This window comes from Hyphomicrobium sp., from assembly GCF_019744875.1.
Classification (GTDB): Bacteria; Pseudomonadota; Alphaproteobacteria; order Rhizobiales; family Hyphomicrobiaceae; genus Hyphomicrobium_C.
The window spans coordinates 124419-148949 of record NZ_JAIETU010000003.1 but is presented as its reverse complement, the minus strand read 5'-3'; the positions used below and the strand labels follow the sequence as shown (position 1 = coordinate 148949).

The window sequence follows — 24531 nt, the reverse complement described above, 5'->3', positions numbered from 1 at the left end:
GAGATAATATGGGTTTAGGCCGTCATCTCCGGATGAGTCGCCGCTTTTCGCCGTCAGCACAAAAGTCATGCGTGTGGGAAAGCTGCAACGCGGGGCGGACCATGTTCCGATTCTGGTTCCAGACAGCTTCTTCGAATCGCACCGCTGTTCTAAGAGGTTAACATGTTAAGCGCGATTCGGCGGGGGTATGCCGGATCGACAGCGGACGAGGGGCTGCCTTGGTCTTGGGTCATATCGCGCGCGGGCCGTACGTTCGGTTGCCGTTGAACTCCGTCATCGCTCTTGCGGTGGCTGGGCTGGTATTTGGGTCTGCTACAGCGCGGGCCGAAACCCTGAATCAGGCGCTCGCCTCGGCCTACGAATACAACCCGCAACTCGATGCAGAACGTGCGCGCCTCAGGGCGACCGACGAAGAAGTGACGCGCGCCCGGTCCGGATTCCGGCCCGTCATCACCGGCAACGCGGACATCAACTACCAATACAACCGGCAGCGCTCGACCATTCCCGCGATCGGGACGAACGAGCAGGAAATCAAGCCGAAGGGTTACTCGATCGACGCCGTGCAGCCGATTTTCTCCGGCTTCCGCGTCATCAATGCCGTGAATGAGCAGGAAGCCAACGTGCGCGCCGGGCGCGAGACGCTGCGCGCCGTCGAGCAGGACGTGCTGCTGCAGGCCGTGACTGCGTTCATGGACGTCGTGCGCGATCAGGCGATCGTGCGTCTGCGCGAGAACAACGTGAACGTGCTGTCGCGCGAGCTCAAGGCCACCGAAGACCGCTTCGCGGTCGGTGAGGTGACGCGTACGGACGTGGCGCAGGCGCAGGCTCGCCGCGCAGGCTCCGTCTCGGCCCTCGATCTGGCGCGCGCCAACCTCAAGACCAGCCGCGCCGTTTACGAGCGCGTCATCGGTCATGCGCCGGGCAATCTGGTCGAGCCTGATGGCTTCCAGCGCTGGATGCCGAATTCGCTTCAGGAAGCCACCAACATCGGCACGCATGAAAATCCAGCCGTGGTGGGTGCGCTCTATCTGGAGCAGGCTGCGCGTTACGGCGTCGACCGCATCCGCGGCGAGCTGCTGCCGAGCGTTCAACTCGAAGCGTCCTACTCGGATCGCTTCGATACGAGCGTGACGACCGCGGAGTCGGAGCAGGCGACCGTGACCGGCCGTCTGACGGTGCCGATCTACGAGGGCGGCGAAGTGTACGCCCGCGTGCGCCAGCAGAAGCATATCCATGTCAGCCGTCTGCAGGAAATTGAGCAGGCGCGCAGTGAATCCGAGTCGCTCGTGGTGGCCGCCTGGTCTCAGGTGCTTGCCGCGCAGGCCCAGGTTCAGTCGGATCAGGCGCAGGTGAATGCGAACACCACGGCTTTGACCGGTGTGCGCGAAGAAGAGCGCGTCGGACAGCGCACGCTGCTCGACGTTCTTAACGCTGAAGTCGAACTTTTGAACTCCCAAGTGCAGCTCGTTTCGACCCGGCGCAACGTCGTCGTGTCGAGCTACACACTGCTCTCGGCCATCGGCCGGCTCGATGCGATCAATCTTGGATTTACGGCCATCGCATACGACGCTGAGGCGCATTATCAGGAAGTGCGCCGTAAGCCTTGGGGAACCTCGATAACCCATTCCGACGGGCGTATCGAAGAGCTGCCGCAGGGCGAATCCGTCAAATAAAATCCTTGAGCGCGGCACTTTGCCTTGCTAGCTGACAACTGATCGCTTGGCGATTTCAGTTGTTCTGTGGCTTTGCCACATCGTTGCCCTTTATGCTTCTTAGCTTGGGGTACGGTGGGAGTCCCACACACAACTTTGCACTACGAGTGCCACGTCTGCCGACGCAAGGGGAATGGCAGATCACGGCATCAAGGACCTCTGTGCGGGCGCGCACACGAGGAGACGTGTCCGTTGTGACGGGCGCGCTTTACGGGGCGGTGCCAATGCGGGTCGGTGCCGGTAGTTCGTGTCGTGGTATGCGTAGGGAGTGGCGTAATGAACATGACAGAGAAGAACGGCCAGCCAAGCATGGAAGAAATCCTGGCATCGATCCGCAGGATCATTGCCGAGGAACCTGGCGAACAGCACAACGGTGAGCTTGGCGGCACGCCGATCCTACTCAAGGGCGATGGCGTTCTCGATGACGCCGGTGATTTCGACCTACCTGCAATTTTTCGCGCGTCTCCGCCGCAAACGGACCGCCACACGCCGTTGCTGGGCCGTCTGACGGACGCCATCCGCAACGCGACAGCCGCGCAGCCTGAGACGGCGCCGGCCTATGCCGAGGCCGATGCGCACGCTTCCGACGCCATGAACGGCCACCATGCGGCCTTGAGCTCGCTGACCGTGCGCTCCGGCGAGTACGCCAACGGATCGCACCTCAACGGCACGGGCTATTCGAACGGGGCGGCGCATGCGCACGAGCCCGCGCCCGCAATGCAAGAGCCGGCCGTTTCCTCGCCCGCGATGTCGGCCAGCCCGCCCTCGGAAGAGCCGAAGCGCGTGATGGCGGCGTTCAAGGATACGCATTTCATGCGCATGTCGGGGCCGCCCGCGGCAGCCGCGGCTCCCGCTCCTGCTCCGGCACCTCCCGTCGAAGTGGCCCCGCCTGTCTACGTGGCGCCCCCGGTGTACGTCGCGCCGCCGGTGCAGGTGGAAGCGCCTGTCGTGGCTGCACCCGTCGTGGCTCCGGTCATGATGGCGCCTGTCGAGGCACCGCCCGTTGCCGTTGAACCGGCTGCCCTTGAAACGGCTCCGCCGCCGCTGCCTGCCTCGGCCGCTCCTGCTGTCGTGGCTCCTGCGGCCTCCGGCGGAATGGAAGACACAACAGCCGATCTGCTGCGGCCGATGCTGCGTCAGTGGCTCGCCGACAACATGCCCCGCATGGTCGAGAAGGCGCTGCATATCGAAATCGCCGAGAGCGTGAAGTCGCCGAAGAAGCCCTGAAGCCGCCTTCGACAGCCTTTGCGCCCGGCCTTGCTGAGCGGTCTCGCTAAAAAAGGGACGGCCTGCCTCAAAAAGGTCCGGAGCAAAGCTGAGCATAAGCGTTTCGGATTGCGGACAGGGATGCCGGCAGCATTGAACGCTCGCCGGCACCAGGGTACGTCTTTCCGGAGGCCGTTATCGTGCCGCTCTGGCGATTTGCGCCGGGGGCACGGCGAGCGGTGCGGATGAGGCGGGTAGGTATTGGGCATGACGACAGCGGACAAGGGCACCGAGCCGAGCATGGAGGAGATCCTTGCTACGGTTCGTCAAATCATCGCCGACGAGCCGGAAGGCGCCGCCGCTTCGGTTTTTCCCGCCCTTGAGCCGAACCCTCTCGTGCCGCGCTCTTTCAATGGCGGCGCAAGCGCGTCCAAGAGTTCGTCACCGGATGTCGTGCCGCCGCGTGCGCCCGATCGCCTGATGGGCGTGCTGGCGAGCGGATCGCTGCCTGCGACCAGCCCTCTCGGCTCCAAGCGGCCGATGTCGTTCGATCAAGATCTGGCCGACATGCTGGACGACGGCGACGTTTCTGACAGCGCATCGTCCGCAGCGCCCAAGCCGGCGGCCCGGAGTGACGCAGGTTTTATGTCGTCGAAGAGTGTCGAGGCCGCGCCCAAGCCGCCGGTCACGGCGTCTGCCGCCGAGGTTTCGGCGCCTGCGCCGGCCGACGCCGCGCTGCCGCCTCTTGCCGCCTCGATACCGCCGCCGCCGTTCGGTGGAGCCAGCGCGCCCTCGCCAGCGTCTCCCGCTGCGTCTCCCATTGCGTCTCCGGCGCCGCCGACGCGCACGTTCGGGTTCCCGCCGCTTCGCAAGCAGAGTTTCTATCCGCCGCAAGCCCCCGTGACGCCGACGCTGTCGCCTCTGCCGACGGCCGAGCGCGATGCGGTTGCGGCGCCGGCCGATAAAGCCGATGCCAAGCCGGCTGCCGATACGGGTGGCCTCGATGAAGCGCTGAAGCGTCTGACGGGGCTCGGCGCAGTGGTGCCGGGCGAGCCGGTAAATCCGACGGCACCTTCGGGTTCGACGCCTTCGTTTGGATCGCCGTTCTTCAATGCGAGTGCATTGAATGGGTCGCATCGGGCGCCGGACGTGACACCGCCTGCGCCGGAGTCGCCCGTCAAGGCGCCGGAGCCATCTTTCAAAGCGCCGGAGGCGACCTTCAAAGCGCCGGAGGCATCTTTCAAGGCGCCGGAGGCGACATTTTCCGCCTCGCCGCGGCCGAGCGACGCTGCACCGGCCGCTCCCGCAATCGATGCGGCGAAGGAGCATGCGTCTCCGTTCAACGGCAAGCAGCCCTACGACAGCGCTGGGCACTTTGGCATGAACGGGTCGGGCCTGAACGGCTCGGCGCTGAACGGCGCCTCGAAGCCCGCGTTTGCCGAGCCTGCGAAGCCCGACTTCTCCAACGTGCAGCCTGAGCCTTCGGCGGTTGCGGCGCAGGCGCTCGATGCGCTGGCGCAGGGGCTGGCGGCGTCCGCTGCTTCGGCGGCGCTGACGGCGATCCCGCTGACGCCGGTGCTTGAGCCGGGGCCTGCGCCCGGTGCGCGCTCGCCGCAGCTTCCCATGCCCGACCTCGGCAACCTGCCGGTGGCGGCTCCCCAGGGGGCGCCCGTCCGGACGCTCGAGGATGCGGTCGCCGACATGCTGCGGCCCATGCTGCAAAAGTGGGTGGCCGACAACATGCCGCGCATCATGGAGCGCGCCCTGCGCGTCGATGTCGGCAACGTGAACCCGACCGGAAAGCCGCCGTCCGGCCACTGACCGGCGCATTTCCCCGTCCCGCCCGGAGCCCCGTCCTTCGACGGAGCGCTCTGTCGCGCGGCGATCCGGGCGTACACTGCCATCCGGTGCCGATTGACAGGCGGCAAGTGGGTTCGTAGGACGCCTGCTTGCCGTTTTTCATTCCGCAAAGGCCCGCGCCCCATGCTCGAGAAGACGTATCAGCCCGCCGATATCGAGCCGCGCATCAATGAGACCTGGAACAAGGCGGACGCATTCCGCGCCGGTCGCCCGGATCGCGCGCAGGCCGAGCCCTATTCGATCGTCATTCCGCCTCCGAACGTGACCGGCTCGCTCCACATGGGGCATGCGCTCAACAACACCCTGCAGGACGTGCTCGTGCGCTTCGAGCGCATGCGCGGGCGCGACGTGCTGTGGCAGCCGGGGACGGATCACGCCGGCATCGCGACGCAGATGGTCGTCGAGCGCCAGCTCATGGAACGCCAGCAGCCGGGGCGGCGCGAGCTCGGGCGCGAGGAGTTCGTGCGCCGCATCTGGGCGTGGAAGGAAGAAAGCGGCTCGACGATCTTCAACCAGCTCCGCCGGCTCGGCGCCTCGTGCGACTGGAGCCGCGAGCGCTTCACGATGGGCGCGAACGGCGCGGCCGACGACCAGATGGTGCGTGCCGTCACCAAGGTGTTCGTCGACCTTTACAACAAGGGCCTCATTTACAAGGACAAGCGGCTCGTCAACTGGGACCCGAAGTTCCAGACGGCGATTTCCGATCTCGAGGTCGTGCAGGTCGAGAAGAAGGGTTCGTTCAGTTGGGCCCTGCCGGAGGCGGGCAAACAAGATGACGGGGACCCGGAGAAGCCGTTTGATGCGGATGCGCTGGCGAAGGTTCTGAAGAAGGACCCGTCGGGGCACATGTATCACTTCCGCTATCCGCTGGCGGGTGGCGCGACGTATCAGCATCCGATTGCGTTCGACGACGAGGGCAAGCCGACGGCGTTCGAGACGCGCGGCTACATTGTCGTGGCGACGACGCGGCCGGAGACGATGCTCGGCGACAGTGGTGTGGCCGTGCATCCGAAGGACGAGCGCTATGCGGCGCTGGTCAAGGCGGGTGCGAAGGTGGTTCTGCCGCTGGTCGGCCGCGAGATTCCGATCGTGGCCGACGAGTATTCCGATCCCGAGAAGGGCACGGGCGCGGTCAAGATCACGCCGGCGCACGACTTCAACGACTTTGAGGTCGGTAAGCGGCACGATCTGGCGAAGATCAACGTGCTCGATGCGTTCGGGTGCATGACCGACGACGTGCCGGAAGCCTATCGCGGTCTCGATCGCTTCGTCGCCCGGCTTCGCATTGTCAGCGACATGGCCGCGCTGGGGCTGCTCGCCAAGATCGAGCCGACGGCGCATACGGTGCCGCACGGCGACCGCTCGAACGACATCATCGAGCCGTGGCTGACGGACCAGTGGTACGTGAACGCGGCCGAGCTCGCCAAGCCTGCCATCGCGGCCGTCGAGACCGGCAAGACGAAGTTCGTGCCGCAGAACTGGGAAAAGACCTACTTCGAATGGATGCGCAACATCCAGCCGTGGTGCATCTCGCGCCAGCTCTGGTGGGGCCATCAGATTCCCGCGTGGTATGGCCCGGATGGGCGCGTGTTCGTCGCGGCGAGCGAGGCGGAAGCCCGCGCGCAGGCCGACAAGCACTACGCAGGCGCGAACGCGCCGATCGCGCTCACGCGCGACGAGGACGTGCTCGACACGTGGTTCTCGTCGGCGCTGTGGCCGTTCTCGACCATGGGATGGCCGGATCAGACGGCCGAGCTCAAGCGCTTCTATCCGACGAGCGTGCTTGTCACCGGCTTCGACATCATCTTCTTCTGGGTCGCCCGCATGATGATGATGGGCATCGAGTTCATGGGTGAGGTGCCGTTCGGAGACGTCTACATCCACGCCCTGGTCCGCGACGAGAAGGGCCAGAAGATGAGCAAATCGAAGGGGAACGTGATCGATCCCCTGGCGCTCATCGACAAGTACGGCGCGGATGCGCTGCGCTTCACGCTGGCGGCGATGGCGGCGCAGGGGCGTGACGTCAAGCTGGCGCCTGCGCGCGTGGAAGGCTATCGCAACTTCGCGACCAAGCTCTGGAACGCAGCGCGCTTCGGCGAGATGAACGAGTGCGTGCGCCAGTTCGATTTCGATCCCAAGGCCGTCAAGCACACGCTGAACCGCTGGATCGTGGGGGAGACGGAGCGGGCTGCTACCGCCGTGACGGCCGGCCTCGAAGCCTACAAGTTCAACGAGGCGGCGAACGGCATCTACGAGTTCGTCTGGGGCATCTACTGCGACTGGTATCTCGAGCTGATCAAGCCGATCCTGGCCGGCGATGACGAGGCTGCGAAGGCCGAGACGCGTGCGTGCGCCGCGTGGGTGCTCGATCAGTGCCTCAAGCTGCTGCATCCGTTCATGCCCTTCATCACCGAAGAGCTTTGGGCGCACATGGTCGAGTACGGCGAGCGGCGCCAGTCGCTGCTGTGCCTCTCCGAGTGGCCGCGCCACAAGGGGCTTGCCAGTGCCGATGCGGACGCGGAAATCGGCTGGGTCGTGCGGCTGGTGTCGGACGTGCGCTCGGTCCGGCAGGAAATGAACATCCCGGCGGGGGCCAAGATCCCGCTCGTGATCTCAGGCGCGAGCGCCGATACGGTGAAGCGTGCTCAGCGCCACGATGAGACAATCCGGCGCCTCGCGCGGCTCGATGCGATCAGTTTTGCCGAGACGGCGCCCAAGGGCGCGGCGCTGATCGTGGTGGGCGAAGCGACAGTGGCGCTGCCGCTCGAAGGCGTGATTGACATGGATGCCGAGCGCAAACGCCTTTCGAAGGAAATCGACAAGGCGGCGAGCGACCTCAAGAAGGCGGAAGCCTGGCTCGGCAATGACGCGAATGTCGCGAAGTCGCCGGAGCATGTCGTCGAGCTCAACCGCGAGCGCGTGACGGAGTTCACGGATCGCATCCAGCGGCTGTCTGCTGCGCTTAAGCGGATCGAGGTTTAGCGCGGCGCGTTTGGGCCCTTATGCGGGGTTCGTGGGAGGCGTGCGCAGGCGCAGCTCCGTGACCTTCCAGGCAAGGCCGCGCAGCTTCAGCAGCCCGATGTAGTGGCGCGTGGGATCGTTGCGGTCGGCGATCTCGACCTCGAACTCGGTCGGCGAATGGAACTCCGCGCGCTTGATGCGGGTCCAGAAGCCGCGGGCGCGCTCGTGCCAGGGCAGGGACGCGGTGTCGGCGGCGCTGGCGGATATGTTCTCGCGGTAGAACTGGCGCATGCCGAAGAGCTGCGGCAGGCCTTCGGGCGTAACGTAGCGGTCGACGAGGTTATCGACCGCGCGGCGGCTCAGGCCGTTTTTGACCCGCTGCCAGAAGCCGGGCTGGGCGGCGGCTTGTCCCGGCATGGCGGCCGGTGTCGGGCCGATGGCGTACTCGGTCATCGACTCGCGCAGCGAGGTGCGAATGGTTGGCCATTCGAGCGTTGCGTCCAGATACGCCGAATCTCCGCTGCGGATGGCCTCTCGCACGCTCCAGACCGTCACGAACGGCGCGGCGATGTAGAGGACGCCGAGTGTCGCGAGCGTCACGGTGGCGATCAGAAGCTTCTTCATCGTCGATCCTGGCGCGGAACGTCACCGCGAGCCTTGTTTACACGCGATGATTTGGGCTGCGTTCGGGCGATGTTCGGTCATTTTGAAGCTTAGAGAGATAATTCCAGGGTTTCATGCAAGAGGCGGTCCTGGATGAAGGTCGTGTGCGATTTGAATTGCGGCAGCATTGTCGAAACGTTGGCAAACGATCCGTAATCGGTCGCCAAGCGGCCCAAGTGGCGTCAACGATCGGCCGGGATTGCTTGGTACCTCTCCCTCAATAGCCGAGGGAGGCCGTTAACTGTGATCTCAAGGACACGCCGCTTCGAATGTCAGGAAATACGGCCTCCAAAACAGGGGTTGTTGCCTGAGGGCCACGACAACCGTGACCACGTGCCTCGTTTGGGCCACAAATACGCGCAACGACAGTTCTGAGAGAACAGGAGCTTGCGGGGGCTTCGGGTTCGGATCCTGGGCGGACGTTCCTTTTTCGGACGTAACGCGCCCCAGAAGCCACCTTTCGAAGCCAACCGCCGCTCCGTTCCTGATTGGCCGCTGCACTCGTGCTGCGGCCGGTTGGTTTGTCATTGAGCGATTGGACACGAGAGTTATGGACGCGAAGACGTTCGATAAGAGCAAGCTGCCGAGCAGGCACGTGACGGAAGGGCCGGCGCGCGCGCCGCATCGTTCCTATTACTACGCGATGGGGCTGACTGAGGAAGAGATCAACCGGCCGTTCGTCGGCGTCGTGTCCTGCTGGAACGAAGCGGCTCCCTGCAACATCGCGCTCATGCGTCAAGCGCAATCCGCTAAGGCGGGCGTCAAGGAAGCAGGCGGCACGCCGCGCGAATTCTGCACCATCACCGTCACCGACGGCATTGCCATGGGCCACCAGGGCATGAAGTCGTCGCTCGTCTCGCGCGAGGTCATCGCGGACTCGATCGAACTCACCATGCGCGGCCACAGCTACGACGCGCTCGTCGGCATCGCCGGCTGCGACAAGAGCCTGCCCGGCACCATGATGGCCATGCTGCGCCTCAACGTGCCGTCGGTGTTCATGTACGGCGGCTCGATCCTGCCCGGCAAGTTCAAGGGCCGCACCGTCACCGTGCAAGACGTGTTCGAAGGCGTCGGCAAGCATTCGGTCGGCGAAATGACCGACGATGAGCTGCACGAGCTCGAGTGCGTCGCCTGCCCGAGCGCGGGCGCGTGCGGGGCGCAGTTCACCGCCAACACCATGGCTTGCGTTTCCGAAGCGATCGGACTTGCGCTGCCGGGATCGGCCGGAACGCCCGCTCCTTACGAAAGCCGCGACGCCTATGCGCGCGCCAGCGGCGAAGCCATCATGAAGCTGATTGCGCTTGGCATCCGCCCGCGCGACATCTGCACGCGCAAGGCCTTCGAGAACGCGGCCATCGTCGTTGCCGCCACGGGCGGCTCGACCAACGGCGCGCTGCACCTGCCGGCCATGGCCAACGAGTGCGGCATCGATTTCGATCTCTTCGACGTCGCCGAGATCTTCAAGAAGACGCCGTACATCGCCGACCTCAAGCCGGGCGGAAAGTACGTCGCGTCGGACGTGCATGAGATCGGCGGCGTGCCGCAGATCCTCAAGGCGCTGCTCGATGGCGGCATCCTGCATGGCGACTGCCTGACGGTCACCGGCAAGACGATGGCCGAGAACCTCGCGTCAGTGACGTTCAACACGGAGCAGAAGGTCGTCTATCCGGTCTCGAACCCGATCAGCCCGACGGGTGGCGTCGTGGGCCTCAAGGGCTCGCTCGCTCCGGACGGCGCGATCGTGAAGGTCGCTGGCCTCAAGAACCTCAAGTTCCGCGGTCCTGCGCGCTGCTTCGATTGCGAAGAGGATGCGTTCGCCGCGGTTGAAGCGCGCTCGTATCGCGAAGGTGAAGTGCTGGTGATCCGCTACGAGGGGCCAAAGGGCGGCCCCGGCATGCGCGAGATGCTTGCGACGACGGCGGCGCTCTACGGCCAGGGCGCGGGCGATAGCGTCGCGCTGATCACCGACGGACGTTTCTCGGGTGCGACGCGTGGTTTCTGCGTCGGACACGTCGGACCGGAAGCCGCCGTGGGCGGGCCCATCGGGCTCATCCAGGACGGCGATATCATTGCGATGGATGCCGAGACCGGAACGCTCGACCTCGAGGTCGATGCGGCCGAGCTCGAACGCCGTCGCAAAACCTGGAAGGCGCCGCCCAATGTGTATCAGAGCGGAGCGATCAGAAAATTTGCCGATCAAGTGGGCCCGGCCCGTTATGGCGCCGTTACCCACGCAGGCGGGAAGGCGGAAATTGTTTGCTATGCGGACATTTAGGCTCGTTCTCGGATTGATGATGGCTGCGCTGTTGCCCGCCGTGGCGATGGCGCAGACGACACCGTTTACCTCGCCGCGTGAAGCGCTGCGACAGGGCGTTAGCGCGTACCAGGGCGGTTACTATGAGATCGCCATGTCCGCGCTCACGTTCGCGTCCAAGGGCGGTGAGTTCATGGCGAACTACTATCTTGCCAAGATCTATCAGGACAACACGGGCGCCTACACGGACCACGCCAAGGCTTACGCGCTGTTCGAGAAAATCGCGGACGATCATCTCGATGCCGATCCGGACGATCCGCGGGCGCGGTTCGTCGGCAAGGCGCTGACGGCGCTGGCCGGATACCTGTTGCGTGGCCTGCCGGAGATCGGCCTGCAGCCGGATCCGGAACGCGCGGTGTTCTATCTCAAGAACGCCTCGAGCACCTTCAACGACGAAGACGCCCAGTTCGAGCTTGCCAAGCTGCAGCTCAAGGGCGAGGGCGTCGAAACGAACGTGGCGCTGGGCCGTCATTGGCTTTCGGTGCTGAGCCGCAACGGGCACGCTGGCGCGCAGGCATTCTTCGCCGACCTGCTCTGGCGCGGCAAGCATGTCGAGGCCGATCCGGCGCGTGCGCTGGCGCTGATCGCGGTCGCGGTCGACAACGCGTCGCCGCAGGATTCGATGTGGATCGAGGAAATCTACCAGAACATCTTCTGCGGCTCGGCCGATGGCACGCGCAAGCAGGCCACGGGCATCGTCGCGCAGTGGGGCAACCGCTATGGACGCCCGCCGGCTTCCGAGCAGCGCGATCGCAGCGGGCTTTCGCAGCTTGCGTCGGGCCCGGTGCGCACCTGTAAGAACGGTGAGGTCGTGAACACGCTCGGGCAGCGTTCGGACTCGATCGTAACGGAGCCGGCCACGACGCGGCTGCCTGTCGCCGATCCGCGTCCGTCGTTCAGCTATGGCTCCGCGACGGGGGCGCCCACGCTGCGGGACGTCAACGTGCCCGGTGCGGCCGTGCCGAGCACGCCCTGAGCGGCGACACTCACGGACTCAAAAAAGGCGGGCCGCTCGGTCCGCCTTTTTTGTTTGGATTAGCGCGATAACCACCGTTGGGATTCCCCCCACCCTAGCCCTCCCCGCAAAAGGGGGAGGGAACAGGTCGGGATCGATGAGAACGGGAAGCGCTCTAGCGATCAGGCCAGCTCGGTCCAGACCGGCACATGGTCGGACGGCTTTTCCCAACTGCGCGTGAAGCGATCGATGCCGGAGGCCACCCAGCGATCGGCGGCTTGCGGAGAGAGCATTTGGAAGTCGATGCGGATGCCGTCGTCCTTCTGCCAGGCGCCGGCCTGATAGTCCCAGAACGTGTAGAGGCCCGGCTCGGGATGGGCGGTGCGAACCGCTTCGACATAGCCGAGGTTGCCGAGGGCGCGAAACGCCGACCGGCTTTCCGGCTGGAACAGGGCGTCGTTCACCCACGCAGCCGGGCGCTTGGCGTCCTGCGGCTCGGGGATGACGTTGAAGTCGCCGCCGAGGACGACGGGCATCTCGGAGCCGAGGAGTTGGCGCGCGTGGGCTTCGAGCCGCTTCATCCAGGCGAGCTTGTAGGGGAACTTCGGCGTGTCGATCGGATTGCCGTTGGGCAGGTAGATCGAGGCGACGCGCACCGAGAGATCGCCATGCGTGACGGTGGCCTCGATGTAGCGCGATTGCACATCGGTGTCGTCACCGGGCAGGCCGCGCACGACGTCCTCGAGCGGGTGGAGCGAGAGGAGGGCAACGCCGTTGAAGCCCTTCTGGCCGTGCGTCGCGACCGAATAGCCGAGGTCCGTGAAAGCCTCCGTCGGGAAGCCTTCGTCCTGGCACTTGATCTCCTGGAAGCACAGCACGTCTGGCTTGGCTTCGCGCACGTAGGCGACCGCGCCTTCGATGCGGGCGCGGACACCGTTGATGTTCCAGGTGGTGATTTTCATGAGGTCGGAAGCCGGCGGGAGGCAGCGGGCAGAAGGATCATAGCGAGAAGCTGGTGCCGCAGCCGCAGGAGGCGGTGGCGTTCGGGTTCTGGATCTTGAACGAGGCGCCGATCAGGTCGTCGACAAAGTCGATCTCGGAGCCCGCAAGATATTCGAGCGAGACCGGGTCGATCAGGACCTTCGCGGCGCTGTTCTCTATCACAAAGTCGTCGCCGCTTTTCTGGTCCACGAGATCGAAGCGATACTGGAAGCCCGAGCAGCCGCCGCCTTCGACGGAGACGCGCAGCATCGTGTTTTCGGCTTCGCCGGCCACGATCTCCTCGATGCGGCGGGCGGCGCGGTCGGTCAGGGTGACTTTGCCGCCCATCGACTGCGGGGCGGTGAGGGTCTCGGTTGCGGTTTGGGCCATGGGGCTCCTCGGAGGCGCGCGTCGCGGCTGTTCCGCGCCGGCGGCTCGTGTATTGAGACGGATGACAGGAAGATAGTAAGCGAGCGCTGTAAGTCAAATCGCTTAAGGATAAAGGCTGCGCCGGGGCGTTGGATGAGCAAGGCAACACAAGACGATAGCGCGCGCGACCCCGACACTGGCCCCGACTACGGCCAGCACCTGACGCCGGGCGCGCGCTTGCCCGCCCCTTATGCCGCGAGCGCCATTCCCTCGCGCGGGCGCCAGCACGCCGAGGCCGAGTGCACGACGCGCAGTCCCTTCCAGCGCGACCGCGACCGCATCCTGCATTCCACGGCCTTCCGGCGGCTGATCCACAAGACGCAGGTCTTCGTCTATCACGAAGGCGACCATTACCGCACACGGCTGACGCACAGCCTCGAAGTGGCGCAGATCGCACGCACGATGTCGCGGCAACTCAGGCTCGATGAAGACCTGGCGGAGGCGCTGGCGCTTGCGCACGATCTCGGCCATCCGCCGTTCGGACATGCGGGCGAGCGGGCGCTCGACCAGCTGATGCACGGATTCGGAGGGTTCGATCACAACGCGCAGAGCCTGCGGGTCGTGATGGGGCTCGAACGCAAATATCTCGCCTTCGACGGTCTGAATTTAACATGGGAGAGCCTCGAAGGCCTCGCCAAGCACAACGGTCCGATCGTGGGCGAGGCGCATGCGGCCGTGCGCAAGGTCATCGAGCGGCTCGATAGCTGGCAAAGCCTGGAGCCTGAGCGCTGGGCTTCGGGCGAAGCGCAGGCGGCGGCGCTGGCCGACGACATCGCCTACGTGAGCCATGACATCGATGACGGGTTGCGGGCTGGGCTGCTGACGCTCGACGACCTCGAAGGCGTGGCTCTCGCGGGAGGCATCGTGGCTGGTCTGCCCAAGGCGACGCGGAGCGGCGAGCGCAGCCGGCTCACCTACGAAGTGACGCGGCGCATGATCACCGTGCTAATCCAGGACGTGGTGCTGGAAAGCCGCCGCCGTCTCGCGGCGCTGGCGCCGGACTCACCCTCGGACATCCGCGCGGCGGGCTGCGCGGTGGTCTCGTTTTCGGCGGGCATGGATGCGGACCTGAAGGCGCTCAAGGCGTTTCTGATGCGGCGCGTCTACCGAAGCCGGCGCGTGATGGACGTTATGGATGAGGCCCAGGCGGTCGTGGGGCGGCTGTTCGGGCGCTATCTGAGCGATGCATCGGCGCTGCCCGATGCGTGGCGGGCTGCGCAAGCGGGGCTCTCGGACCGGCGGCGCGCGCGGCTGGTGGCGGATTTCGTCGCGGGGATGACAGACCGCTACGCGCTGGCCGAGCATGGGCGTTTGTTTGACGGCACGCCGGATTTGCGATAGCCGGGCCGATGCATTTCGCTCGCACGGGGCGCAGCCGCACGACCTTGAGGTGGTAGCGGGGCAAGGTCAGGGTCAAGGACGTCATCATGAACGTGTTCGCTGAAGTCGAGAAACGGGTTCTCGCCGCTCTCGAGGGTCTGGCGCAGCGCGGCGTGCTGCCGGAAGGGCTGGATTTCAGCGCGGTCGCGGTGGAGCAGCCGCGCGATCCCTCGCACGGCGATCTCGCGTGCAACGCCGCGATGGTTCTGGCCAAGGCCGCCAAGATGAAGCCGCGTGACATCGCGGAGGCGCTTGCCGCGGTTCTCAAGGCGGACCCGGACGTGGTGTCGGCCGAGGTCGCGGGGCCGGGCTTCCTCAACCTGCGTATGCGGGATGCATTCTGGCACGCGGTCGTGCGGGACATTTTCACGAGCGGCGCGCAGTACGGTGCGACGAACATCGGCGCGGGCGCCAAGACCAACGTCGAGTATGTGTCGGCCAACCCGACGGGACCGATGCATGTCGGCCATTGCCGCGGCGCGGTGTTCGGCGATGCGCTCGCCAACCTGCTGGCGTTCTCGGGGTTCGACGTCACGCGCGAATACTACATCAACGACGCGGGCGGGCAGGTGGACGTGCTCGCGCGCTCGGTGTTCCTGCGCTACCGCGAGGCGCTCGGCGAGGACATCGGCGAAATTCCGCAGGGGCTCTATCCGGGCGACTATCTGAAGCCCGTGGGCGAAGCGCTGAAGGCCGCGCACGGGGCCGCTCTGCGCGATCAGCCCGAAGAGGCGTGGCTTTCGCTCGTGCGCCGTTTCGCAATCGAACAGATCATGCCGATGATCAAGGACGATCTCGCCGCGCTCAACATTCGCCACGACGTGTTCTTCTCGGAGGCTTCGCTGACGCAGGCGGGCACCGACAAGGTGAAGGCCGCCATCGACGACCTGCGCCGCACGGGCCTCATTTTCGAGGGCCGTCTCGAAAAGCCAAAAGGGCACGACGACGAAGAGTGGGAGGATCGCGAGCAGACGCTGTTCCGTTCCAGCGAGTTCGGCGATGAGGCCGATCGTGCGCTCATGAAGTCCGACGGCACGTATACGTATTTCGCGGGCGACGTGGCCTATCACTACGACAAGCTGCAGCGTGGCTTCCGCCATCTCGTCAACGTGTTCGGCGCCGACCACATCGGCTACATCCCGCGCATGCTGGCGACGATTGCGGCGTTCACGGGCGGCACTGTCGAGCGCGACGCGAAGGGCAAGCTCAAGTACTGGCACACAAGCGGCGGGTCGGCTGACCTCGACATCAAGGTCGTGAACCTCGTGAAGCTGTTCAAGAACGGCGAGCCGTTCAAGATGAGCAAGCGCGCGGGCACGTTCGTCACGTTGCGCGATGTGGTGGACGAGGTGGGACGCGATCCCGTCCGCTTCATGATGCTTTACCGGAAAGAGCTTGAACCGCTCGACTTCGACTTTGCCAAAGTGACCGAGCAGTCGAAGGACAATCCGGTATTCTACGTCCAGTACGCGCACGCGCGTGCGGCCTCCGTGCTGCGCAATGCGCGCGAAGCGTTCTCCGGTCTCGAGTGGGCTGGCGACGGACGCGTGGCCGCGGACCTCTCGCTACTGACCGACCGCGGAGAGTTGGATCTCGTGAAGAAATGCGCCTTCTTCCCGAGCCTGATCGAGGGTGCCGCGCGCGCTCATGAGCCGCACCGTGTGGCGTTCTATCTCTATGATTTGGCTTCAGCTTTCCACGCGCATTGGACGCGAGGCAATGATTTGCCACAATTGCGCGTTATCCAGGCCGATGATCGAGCGCTGACGGCTGCTCGGTGCGCGCTCGTGGCAGCGCTGCAGCAGGTGTTATCCTCAGGCCTGAGGGTGCTCGGGGTCGGAGCACCTGAGGCGATGCGCTAGAGTCCTGATTCGCAGACTCTATCCAAGCGCGCCGGCTGTCGAAGGCTGCTTGGCGGCAAGGCGGGGTAGACGTGTGCAAAGGCAGGAAATTCCGTTGGCGGAGCGCGTTCGCCGCCGGTAAAGTTCCGCCGTCAGACTCCGATCCGGGATTGCCTCATGCGGCGTGCCGGAGTTTGTGCGACGAGGGGTTCGAGAGATGACACGGTTTAACAATCCTCTGGCGCCATCGCAGGTCCCCAACACGCAGGGCCGGCCGGCCGGCTCGCCTCAGCATCAGCAGCCCCAGCAGTACGCTCAGCCCCAGCAAGGCCAGCCGCAGCCGTCGCAGCACGGCGATATCTTCGACCATCTGTTCGGTGGCGCGCAGGGGGCCAGCCGTGGCGAGCGCCCGGCGGCTCCGGGCTATTCCGCCGAGACGGGCTATGGCGATCCGCGTCAGGTCCAGCCTCACCGCGACGCGTATGCCGCGCTTCGTCCTGATGGGTATGGCTATGCGCAGCCGGCACAGCCGCAGCAGCAGCCCGTAGCAGACCCGTACGGTCTTGCTGGCTACACCGCGCCTCAGGCAGCGCCAAGTTTCGGCACGCGCGCGCCGCAGGCCCAGCCGCAAGCGCCGGCGCATGCCGCTCCGGCCCAGCAGCCGGGCTATGATGGTTATGCGGGCGATCCCTTCGCGGGCAGCTTCGGCGCGGCCGGCCAGCCGGGCGGCGGGTACGGCCATGCGGCCCAGCCGACACATCAGCCGTCTTTGGCTCCGCAAACGCAGGGCTATGGCGCAGGCTATCAGCCCGCTCCGGCACAGGCGCAGGGCCACAACCAGTGGGGCGCGCAGCAAGGCTTCAACCTCGATCCGCACGACTACAACCGCGGCTATGCGGAGCAGGGCCTCGACGCGCAGGGCCAGTGGAACGGTCAGCAGGGTTACGGCGACGGCTACGGCGAGCCTTCGCTCGGCGGCAACGGCGGTTACGCCCCCGCGCAACAGGGCCACCAGGGTCACCAAGGCTCGTTCGACCAGAGCTATGCCGAGGACGACGCCCAATACGACGACGCGCCGCGCGGGCGGAGCTGGAAGAAAATGGCAGCTGTGATGGCGTGCACCGTGTTCGTCGGTGTGGGCATCGCGAGCGCCTACGGCAGCCTATTTGGGCCGAGCTCGGACGAGCCGACGCCGGTCGTGAAGGGCGCGGCCAACCCGACGAAGGTGAAGCCTTCGGAGCCGGGCGGAAAGCAGTTCGCGCATACGGACAGCAAGATCATGGGTCGTCTCAGCGAGGGTGAAACCTCGTCTACCGATCCGGCCGGCGTAAAGAAGGTTCCGATCGTGACGGTCGGGCGCGATGGGCAGATCCAGGCGCCGAGCGCCAGCGAAGAGACGCGCGCGGTCGTCGCCGTTCCAGGCTTGACGGTCATCGACGGCCTCGGCGGCGGGAACAGCGGGCCGACGCCGAACCGTCCGGTCTCGCCGACGCAGCAGGCGGCGCCGGCGGAACTGGTGAAGGCGGCGGAGGACAAGGCGAACGCTGCGGCGGCCAAGAAGGCGCAGGCGAGCCCGGTTCTGAACGCCAAGGCGGACGCCAACGATGGGCCCGCTGCGCTGCCGACCAAGCAGGCGACCGTGCTCAACACGCCGACGGCGACGCCCAAGGCCGAGCCGAAAGCGGAGCCGAAGAAGCAGCGCGTGGCGGCGCTGACGGACGATGCGCCCGCAGCAGCAGCAGCACCTGCCGGTCCCAAGCCAACGGGCGCGGGCTATGTCGCGGTGCTGGCTTCCGTGCCGGCCTCCGGCAGCAGCCGCATGGATGCTCTGACGCAGTTTGCCGACATGCAGCAGAAGTACGGCGGCATCCTGAAGGACAAGACGCCCGACATCCGAGAAGCCGACCTTGGCGCCAAGGGCACCTATCACCGGCTGATGGTTGGTCCGCCGGGCTCGCGGGATTCGGCCACGTCGGTCTGCACGCAGCTCAAGGCCGAAGGCTACAGCGGCTGCTGGGTTACGGCCTACTGATCCAACGAGTATCGAACCCGGCGCATGGCCTCCATCAGAGCTTTTTTGACCGGCGTCTCGGGCGCGACGCTGACGGCTGACGAGGCCGCGTTTCTGCGGGCCTCATCGCCCGCGGGCCTGATCCTCTTTGCGCGCAACTGCATCGGTCACGATCAGATCCGCCGTCTCGTGGGAGACGCGCGCGACGCCGTGGGACACGACGATTTCCTGGTGCTCATCGATCAGGAGGGCGGGCGCGTGCAGCGGTTGCGGCCTCCGCTCGGGCGTGCGCTGCCAGCCGCCGACGCCTACGCGCAGCTCTATCAGCGCGATCCGGCGGCAGCCTGCGAGGCGGCCTATCTCACCGCGCGCATGCTGGCGGACGACCTACTCGATCTCGGCATCAACACCGATTGTGCGCCGGTCGCGGATGTTCCCGTTGCGGGCTCTCATGATGTCATTGGAGATCGCGCCTATGGCCGCGAGGCGGCGCAGGTGGCGGCGCTGGCGCGGGCGGTGGCGGAAGGGTTCATGGCGGGCGGCGTGCTGCCGGTCGTGAAGCACATTCCCGGCCACGGCCGCGCGATGGCCGACAGCCATCTGGAACTGCCGGTCGTGCACGAGGCGCATGCCGTGCTCTCGGCGACGGACTTCGCGGTGTTCCGCGCGCTCTCCGACATGCCTTCGGCGATGACGGCGCATGTGGTGTTCTCGGCGCTCGATGCGGCCGCGCCCGCCTCGACCTCGCACCGCGTCACGCAGGAGATCATTCGCGGCGAGATCGGCTTCGATGGCCTTCTCATGAGCGACGATCTCAGCATGAAGGCGCTGACGGGCGCGTTCGGCGATCGCTGCCGGGCCGTGCTGGCGGCGGGCTCGGACCTGGCGCTTCATTGCAACGGGGTGCTCGCCGAAATGGAGCAGGTCGCGGAGGCCGCGCCGTCGCTCTCCGGAGACGCGTTGCGGCGATTCAACAATGCGCTTCAAGTCCTTAAGCGTCGCGAAGACTACGACACGGCGGCGGCCGAGCGGCATCTGTCGCTGGCTCTGGGAACCGCAGGACGGGGCACTGAATCAGTGTAGTCTGCGCCAGACGAGGATGGTGCGAGGCTTGCCGCGCAGCCGGCTAACCGTTCGAAGGGCTCATGACGGACGACACGGCACATACGGACATCGGAGGGGGTTGGGAGGCGCCGGACCGCGATCTCGCTCCCGCGGCGTCCGAAGCGCTGATCGTGGACGTGGACGGCTTCGAAGGTCCGCTCGACCTGCTGCTGGCGCTGGCGCGCACGCACAAGGTGGACATCGCCAAGATTTCGATCGTCGCGCTCGTCGATCAGTACATCGCCTACATCGGGGAAGCGCAGCGGCTCAAGATCGAGATCGCGGCCGACTATCTCGTGATGGCGGCGTGGCTGACGTTCCTCAAGTCGCGCCTGATCCTGCCGCGTGAGAAGGATGCTCCCGACGAGGTCTCGCCCGACGAAATGGCGCGGCGGCTCACGTTCCGGCTGTTGCGCCTCGAAGCGATGCGCAAGGCGATGGCGGAGCTGATGACGCGGCACCGTCTCGGCCGCGACGTGTTTCAGCGCGGCATGCCCGAGCAGGCCCAGACGGTCAGCGAAGTGCGCTACACGGCGGAGATCTTCGACCTGCTGAAGGCGTATTCTGAACTGCGGCGGCGGACCGTGAAGGTGACGCACGTCGTGAAGGCGCGCCGGGTCTGGTCGATCAAGCAGGCGCGCCAGCAGCTCGAACTGTTCGTCGGTGTGAAGCTCGGCGAATGGGTGGACCTGGACGACTGCCTGAAGAAGTATCTGCCGACCGAGGCCGACGACAAGACGGTGGTGGCGAGCTCTTTCGGCGCCACGCTCGAAATGGCGCGCGAAGGTGTCGTGGAACTCAAGCAGGACGAGCCGTTCGCGCCGCTCTACATACGCAAGCGCGAGGCTGGCGCGGAGTGGCAGCGCGTGGACATCATTGAAGCGGGAGGTGCGTGATGCCGGTCGTCGCGGATGTGCGGCCGGGTTTGCGCGTTTCCAAGTGAGGAAGGCGATATGGTTCCGCCGAAACTTAGATTGGTGAGCCGCGACAGTCTCGATGATGAGACCGAGCGCGATGCTCCCGAAGCGCAGGAGGCGCTGGAGCTGGCGCGTGCGCTGTCGGAAGCCGACGCCGTGGAGCAGGGCCGCGCGCCGCGCGCCGAGGAGCGCCTCGAGGATCTGCGCATCGTCGAAGCGCTGCTGTTCGCGTCGTCCGCTCCGCTCGATGAGGCGTGGCTGCAGGCGCAGGTTCGCAACGGCAGCGACATTCGAGGCCTGCTCGACGATATCGCGGCCGTCTATGCGCAGCGCGGCGTGAACCTGGTGCGAGTTGCCGGCAAGTGGGTGTTCCGCACCGCGGACGACCTCGGCTATCTGCTCGAGCGCCATGCGGTCGAGGAGCGGCGCCTGTCGCGCGCGGCGCTCGAGACGCTCGCCATCATCGCCTACCATCAGCCGGTGACGCGTGCCGAGATCGAAGACATCCGCGGTGTCACGACCTCGGCCGGTACACTCGACATCCTGATGGAAGCCGGTTGGATCCGTCCGCGCGGGCGGCGGCGTGCGCCTGGCAAGCCGCTGACCTATGGCACGACGGACAGCTTCCTCGCGCACTTCGGCCTCGATACCGTGAAGGACCTGCCGGGCCTTGCCGATCTCAGGGCGCAGGGGCTTCTGGACGGCCATCTGCCGCCTGATTTCACCGTGCCGGACCCGTCCGTCGCCGCCTCGCTCATGCCGGACGAATTGCCGCTCGAAGAAGAACCCGAAGATGCGGGCGAGGACCAGGCGGAGTTCGAACTCGACGGCGATACCGAGGGCGATGCCGACGGGGATCGCGAGGGTGCCGCCGATGGCGGCTTGCCCGAAGACGATCCCGCAGATAAGCCTGACTGAAATTGTCGACTTTAGCGGCGCCTCCCGGGAGCTGTCTCAAGGCGGCCGGGCATAGGCATGGCGCAGGGCGCCGCACGGTTCAGGCTTCGCGTGGCGAATTGGATCTTCAACTCATGGCGGACGTCGGCTGCCGAAACGGCCGCTGAAAGTGAGCCGGCGCGTGCGGGCACGTCGTTTGCCGCGCGGCTGACGTTCGAAGCCGTTCGCAAGCAGTACGGCGACCGCGCCGCGCTTTCCGGGCTGTCACTCGACATCGCGCCCGGCGAAATCGTGTGTCTGCTCGGGCCCTCCGGCTGCGGCAAGACAACGTTGCTCAGGATCGCGGCCGGCATCGAGCGGCCGACGGGCGGGCGCGTGTTGATCTCCGATCGCGAAGTCGCGAGCGATACGCAGTTCGTGCCGCCGGAGAAGCGCGGCGTCGGGCTGATGTTCCAGGACTTCGCGCTGTTTCCCCATCTCACCATCCTGGACAACGTGGCGTTCGGCTTGAAGGCTCTGCCGCGCGAGGACGCGCGGCGCGAGGCGATGCGCATGCTCTCGCGCGTCGGGCTGGCGCGCTATGGCGAGCAGTATCCGCACATCCTTTCGGGCGGCCAGCAGCAGCGTGTTGCCCTGGCGCGGGCAATCGTGCCGCGTCCGGCGGTGATGCTGATGGACGAGCCGTTCTCGGGCCTCGACGTGCAGCTTCGCGATTCCATGCAGGAGGAAACGCTGCGGCTGATGCGCGAGACGCGCGCCACGTCGATGATCGTGACGCATCATCCGGAAGAGGCGATGCGGCTCGGCGACCGTATCGCCGTCATGCGCGAGGGGGCGCTCGTGCAGACGGGGAGCGCGCAGGATCTCTACCGGCAACCGGTCGACCTGTTCGTGGCGCGGCTCTTTTCTGAAATCAACGAAGTGCCGGTGCGGGTCGCGGGCGGGCGCATCGCCTCGCCTTTCGGGTCGCTTGCGGCTCCGGGCCTTGCGGACGGGTCGGAGGCGATCCTCTGCATCCGCCAGCGCGGGGTGGGGCTGACGGCGCTGGACGATGGCAAAGCGGACCAGCCGGCCCTTCGCGGCGTCGTGCGGTCGGCCAAGTTTCTCGGCGATGCCGTGCGCTATGAGGTCGCGGTGGAGGGGTTCGACCGCCCGCTCAACGTGCGAGCCGCGCCGGGAGCCGGCCGGGAGCCGGGGCGCGAGGTGCGGCTCGTCATCGATCCGGACGACGTGCTGGTTTTCCCGCCGAACGATAATAAATTGACTTGAATTTCAAGTTTCTAAACCCCATTTCGCAGGCCTTGGGTGCGCTTGCGGCGGGAATCCGTATCTGCGATAGTGCCCCGCAATTCGCCGGCCGGGCTCAGCGCCTGCCGGCTCACAGGAGGCCCGTCCATGGGGTTAAGTGCAACCCATCTGCTGCTGCTGCTCGTCGTGGTCGTGCTGCTGTTCGGCCGCAACAAGATCTCTGACCTGATGGGCGACGTGGCGCGCGGGATCAAGAGTTTCAAGAAGGGCTTGGCCGAGGACGACACGCCGACGGCCGATCCGAAGATTATCGAACCCTCCGCTTCGCGCGAAAGTGTCGACCGGGACAAGTCGAAGGCGGGCTGATCCGGTGGGTCGCTCGGCTTGCGATTTCGGTGAAGCGTGTTCGATATGGCGGCGCGATGCGCGGCGCGCGTGCGGCTGGATGACGGGGCCGGCATGACCTCCGCGCGGCCAACTTCTCGAAACTGGACGTAGTGATGTTCGACGTTAGCTGGAGCGAGCTGCTTATTCTCGGCGTCGTCACGCTGATCTTCGTCGGGCCGAAGGAGCTGCCGCGCTTTCTCAACACGCTTGGGCGCTATCTCGGCGCCGTGCGCCGGCAGGCCAACGAATTCCGATCCGTGTTCGAGCAGGCGATGCGCGAAGCGGAGATGGACGAAATCAAGAAGGAAGTGCAGGCGTTGAACGAGGGGGTGAGAACCTCGCTCAATGATGCGACGCGCTCGGTGGAAAGTGTCCGGCAGGCCGCGCGCGTAGATGAGCCCAAGGCTGCGGCCTCTTCCGAGCAGGCCAAGGCTGTTGCGCCTGCTGAGCCGCCGAAGGCGGTCACGAGCACAGAGACAAACCCTGAGGTCTCCGCAGCGCAACCTGCGCCCGTTACGTCGCCCCCCGTTGCCTCCCCGCCCGTCATGGCCAGTGAGGCCGTGACCGACGAGGTGTCGGCCGACGAGCCCACGCCGTCGATCCTGCCGCCCGGCAAGACACCCGACACCAAGACGCCCGACAAAGTGGATGGGGCAGCCTGATGCAGGAAAGCCTGCCACGTCCGGGCCAGGACGATATCGATGCCTCGAAGGCGCCGCTGCTCGATCACCTGATCGAGCTGCGCACGCGGCTGATCTACGCGGCCGTCGCGTTCTTCGTCATGTTCATCCTGTGCTTCACCATCGCGCGTCATATCTACGACCTGCTGGTGTGGCCGTACGTGTGGGCCTCCGGCAGTCATCACGTGCGCCTGATCGCGACGCACTTCCTCGAACAGATTTTCACGCACCTGAAGCTCGCCATGTTCGGCGCGGCGTTCCTGTCGTTTCCGGTGATTGCGGCGCAGGTCTACAAGTTCGTGGCGCCGGGTCTCTACAAGAACGAGCGGCGCGCCTTTCTGCCGTACCTGATCGCGACGCCCGTGTTCTTCGTGCTCGGCGCGGCGGTCGTCTACTTCGTGGCGATGCCGATCCTGATCAAGTTCTCGATGGGGCTCGCGCAATCGGCGAGCGAGTCGGGTCCGGCGACGATCGAGCTGATGCCGAAGGTGTCCGAGTATCTCTCGCTGATCATGACGCTGATTTTCGGGTTCGGACTGTGCTTCCAGCTTCCCGTCGTGCTGACGCTGCTGGCGCGGGCGGGCATCATCACGGCGCAGACGCTGCGCAGCGGGCGGCGCTTTGCGATCGTTGGCATTTTCGCCATCGCGGCGATCCTGACGCCGCCGGACGCGCTGAGCATGGTCATCATGGCGCTGCCGACGGTGCTGCTCTACGAGCTGTCGATCGTGGCCGTCAGCTGGGTCGAGAAGCAGCAGGCCGCGGCCGACGCCGCGCGGGATGCGGCAGAGACTTAGGCCGATTGGCGTCTGGACCCGTTCAATCCGGCGTCCTATACACCGACGCATAAGATTTGGGCCCATTTCCAACGTCATGGCCGCGTTCGTGGCCATCCATGTGTCTCTCCGCATCGGCGAGGAGGCGTGTCGTGGGTCCCGGCCTTCGCCGGGATGACGGTACGGTGGGTGATCCGCGCGCACAAAAG

19 protein-coding genes are annotated in these 24531 nt (G+C 65.9%); 16 read left to right on the top strand and 3 right to left on the bottom strand.

The window, feature by feature from the left end:
* Positions 1-218: 218 nt before the first annotated feature.
* The 4 genes from K2Y42_RS07535 (at position 219) to K2Y42_RS07520 (ending at position 7760) form a co-directional block, all read left to right on the top strand.
* Complete coding sequence (locus K2Y42_RS07535; protein WP_291150635.1) at positions 219-1673, top strand: TolC family outer membrane protein; 1455 nt, start codon at positions 219-221, stop codon at positions 1671-1673.
* Between the two features lie 315 nt (positions 1674-1988).
* Positions 1989-2939 (top strand): DUF2497 domain-containing protein, encoded by a 951-nt coding sequence (locus K2Y42_RS07530; protein ID WP_291150632.1) that lies wholly within the window; start codon positions 1989-1991, stop codon positions 2937-2939.
* A gap of 246 nt (positions 2940-3185) precedes the next feature.
* Complete coding sequence (locus K2Y42_RS07525) at positions 3186-4739, top strand: DUF2497 domain-containing protein (protein ID WP_291150629.1); 1554 nt, start codon at positions 3186-3188, stop codon at positions 4737-4739.
* Between the two features lie 162 nt (positions 4740-4901).
* Complete coding sequence (locus tag K2Y42_RS07520) at positions 4902-7760, top strand: valine--tRNA ligase (protein WP_291150627.1); 2859 nt, start codon at positions 4902-4904, stop codon at positions 7758-7760.
* 18 nt (positions 7761-7778) lie between these two features.
* Here K2Y42_RS07520 and K2Y42_RS07515 read toward each other — a convergent pair whose 3' ends face one another.
* Positions 7779-8363, bottom strand: a complete 585-nt coding sequence (locus K2Y42_RS07515; RefSeq protein ID WP_291150625.1) for a DUF2939 domain-containing protein — start codon at positions 8361-8363, stop codon at positions 7779-7781.
* A gap of 589 nt (positions 8364-8952) precedes the next feature.
* Here K2Y42_RS07515 and ilvD point away from each other — a divergent pair.
* Together ilvD and K2Y42_RS07505 are read left to right on the top strand one after the other, a co-directional pair.
* Complete coding sequence (gene ilvD / locus K2Y42_RS07510; protein ID WP_291150623.1) at positions 8953-10677, top strand: dihydroxy-acid dehydratase; 1725 nt, start codon at positions 8953-8955, stop codon at positions 10675-10677.
* Complete coding sequence (locus K2Y42_RS07505) at positions 10664-11692, top strand: tetratricopeptide repeat protein (protein ID WP_291150620.1); 1029 nt, start codon at positions 10664-10666, stop codon at positions 11690-11692. The genes ilvD and K2Y42_RS07505 overlap by 14 nt, the downstream gene beginning before the upstream one ends.
* 161 nt (positions 11693-11853) lie before the next feature.
* On the opposite strand, the gene xth is transcribed toward K2Y42_RS07505, so the two are convergent.
* Positions 11854-12633, bottom strand: coding sequence for an exodeoxyribonuclease III (gene xth / locus K2Y42_RS07500; RefSeq protein ID WP_291150617.1), 780 nt, complete (start codon positions 12631-12633; stop codon positions 11854-11856).
* A gap of 37 nt (positions 12634-12670) precedes the next feature.
* Positions 12671-13042, bottom strand: a complete 372-nt coding sequence (gene erpA, locus K2Y42_RS07495; protein WP_291150614.1) for an iron-sulfur cluster insertion protein ErpA — start codon at positions 13040-13042, stop codon at positions 12671-12673.
* A gap of 132 nt (positions 13043-13174) precedes the next feature.
* On the opposite strand from erpA, the gene K2Y42_RS07490 reads away from it, so the two are divergent.
* The 10 genes from K2Y42_RS07490 (at position 13175) to tatC (ending at position 24343) form a co-directional block, all read left to right on the top strand.
* Positions 13175-14422: a deoxyguanosinetriphosphate triphosphohydrolase gene (locus tag K2Y42_RS07490; protein WP_291150611.1), complete on the top strand. Its 1248-nt coding sequence runs from the start codon at positions 13175-13177 to the stop codon at positions 14420-14422.
* Positions 14423-14508: 86 nt separating this feature from the next.
* Positions 14509-16323 (top strand): arginine--tRNA ligase, encoded by a 1815-nt coding sequence (argS, locus tag K2Y42_RS07485; RefSeq protein WP_291150608.1) that lies wholly within the window; start codon positions 14509-14511, stop codon positions 16321-16323.
* A gap of 196 nt (positions 16324-16519) precedes the next feature.
* Complete coding sequence (locus K2Y42_RS07480) at positions 16520-18334, top strand: SPOR domain-containing protein (RefSeq protein WP_291150605.1); 1815 nt, start codon at positions 16520-16522, stop codon at positions 18332-18334.
* A 24-nt stretch (positions 18335-18358) separates the two neighbouring features.
* Positions 18359-19396, top strand: a complete 1038-nt coding sequence (nagZ, locus tag K2Y42_RS07475) for a beta-N-acetylhexosaminidase (protein ID WP_291150603.1) — start codon at positions 18359-18361, stop codon at positions 19394-19396.
* Positions 19397-19458: 62 nt separating this feature from the next.
* A complete protein-coding gene (locus tag K2Y42_RS07470; protein ID WP_291150600.1) occupies positions 19459-20313 on the top strand; it encodes a ScpA family protein in 855 nt (284 codons plus the stop codon).
* Positions 20314-20370: 57 nt separating this feature from the next.
* Positions 20371-21252, top strand: coding sequence for an SMC-Scp complex subunit ScpB (gene scpB, locus K2Y42_RS07465; protein ID WP_291150597.1), 882 nt, complete (start codon positions 20371-20373; stop codon positions 21250-21252).
* Between the two features lie 90 nt (positions 21253-21342).
* Positions 21343-22500: an ABC transporter ATP-binding protein gene (locus K2Y42_RS07460; RefSeq protein ID WP_291150595.1), complete on the top strand. Its 1158-nt coding sequence runs from the start codon at positions 21343-21345 to the stop codon at positions 22498-22500.
* A gap of 126 nt (positions 22501-22626) precedes the next feature.
* Positions 22627-22845 (top strand): twin-arginine translocase TatA/TatE family subunit, encoded by a 219-nt coding sequence (tatA, locus tag K2Y42_RS07455; protein ID WP_291150592.1) that lies wholly within the window; start codon positions 22627-22629, stop codon positions 22843-22845.
* A gap of 134 nt (positions 22846-22979) precedes the next feature.
* Positions 22980-23528, top strand: coding sequence for a Sec-independent protein translocase protein TatB (tatB, locus tag K2Y42_RS07450; RefSeq protein ID WP_291150589.1), 549 nt, complete (start codon positions 22980-22982; stop codon positions 23526-23528).
* Positions 23528-24343, top strand: a complete 816-nt coding sequence (tatC, locus tag K2Y42_RS07445; protein WP_291150587.1) for a twin-arginine translocase subunit TatC — start codon at positions 23528-23530, stop codon at positions 24341-24343. The genes tatB and tatC overlap by 1 nt, the downstream gene beginning before the upstream one ends.
* The last annotated feature ends 188 nt before the right edge of the window (positions 24344-24531 follow it).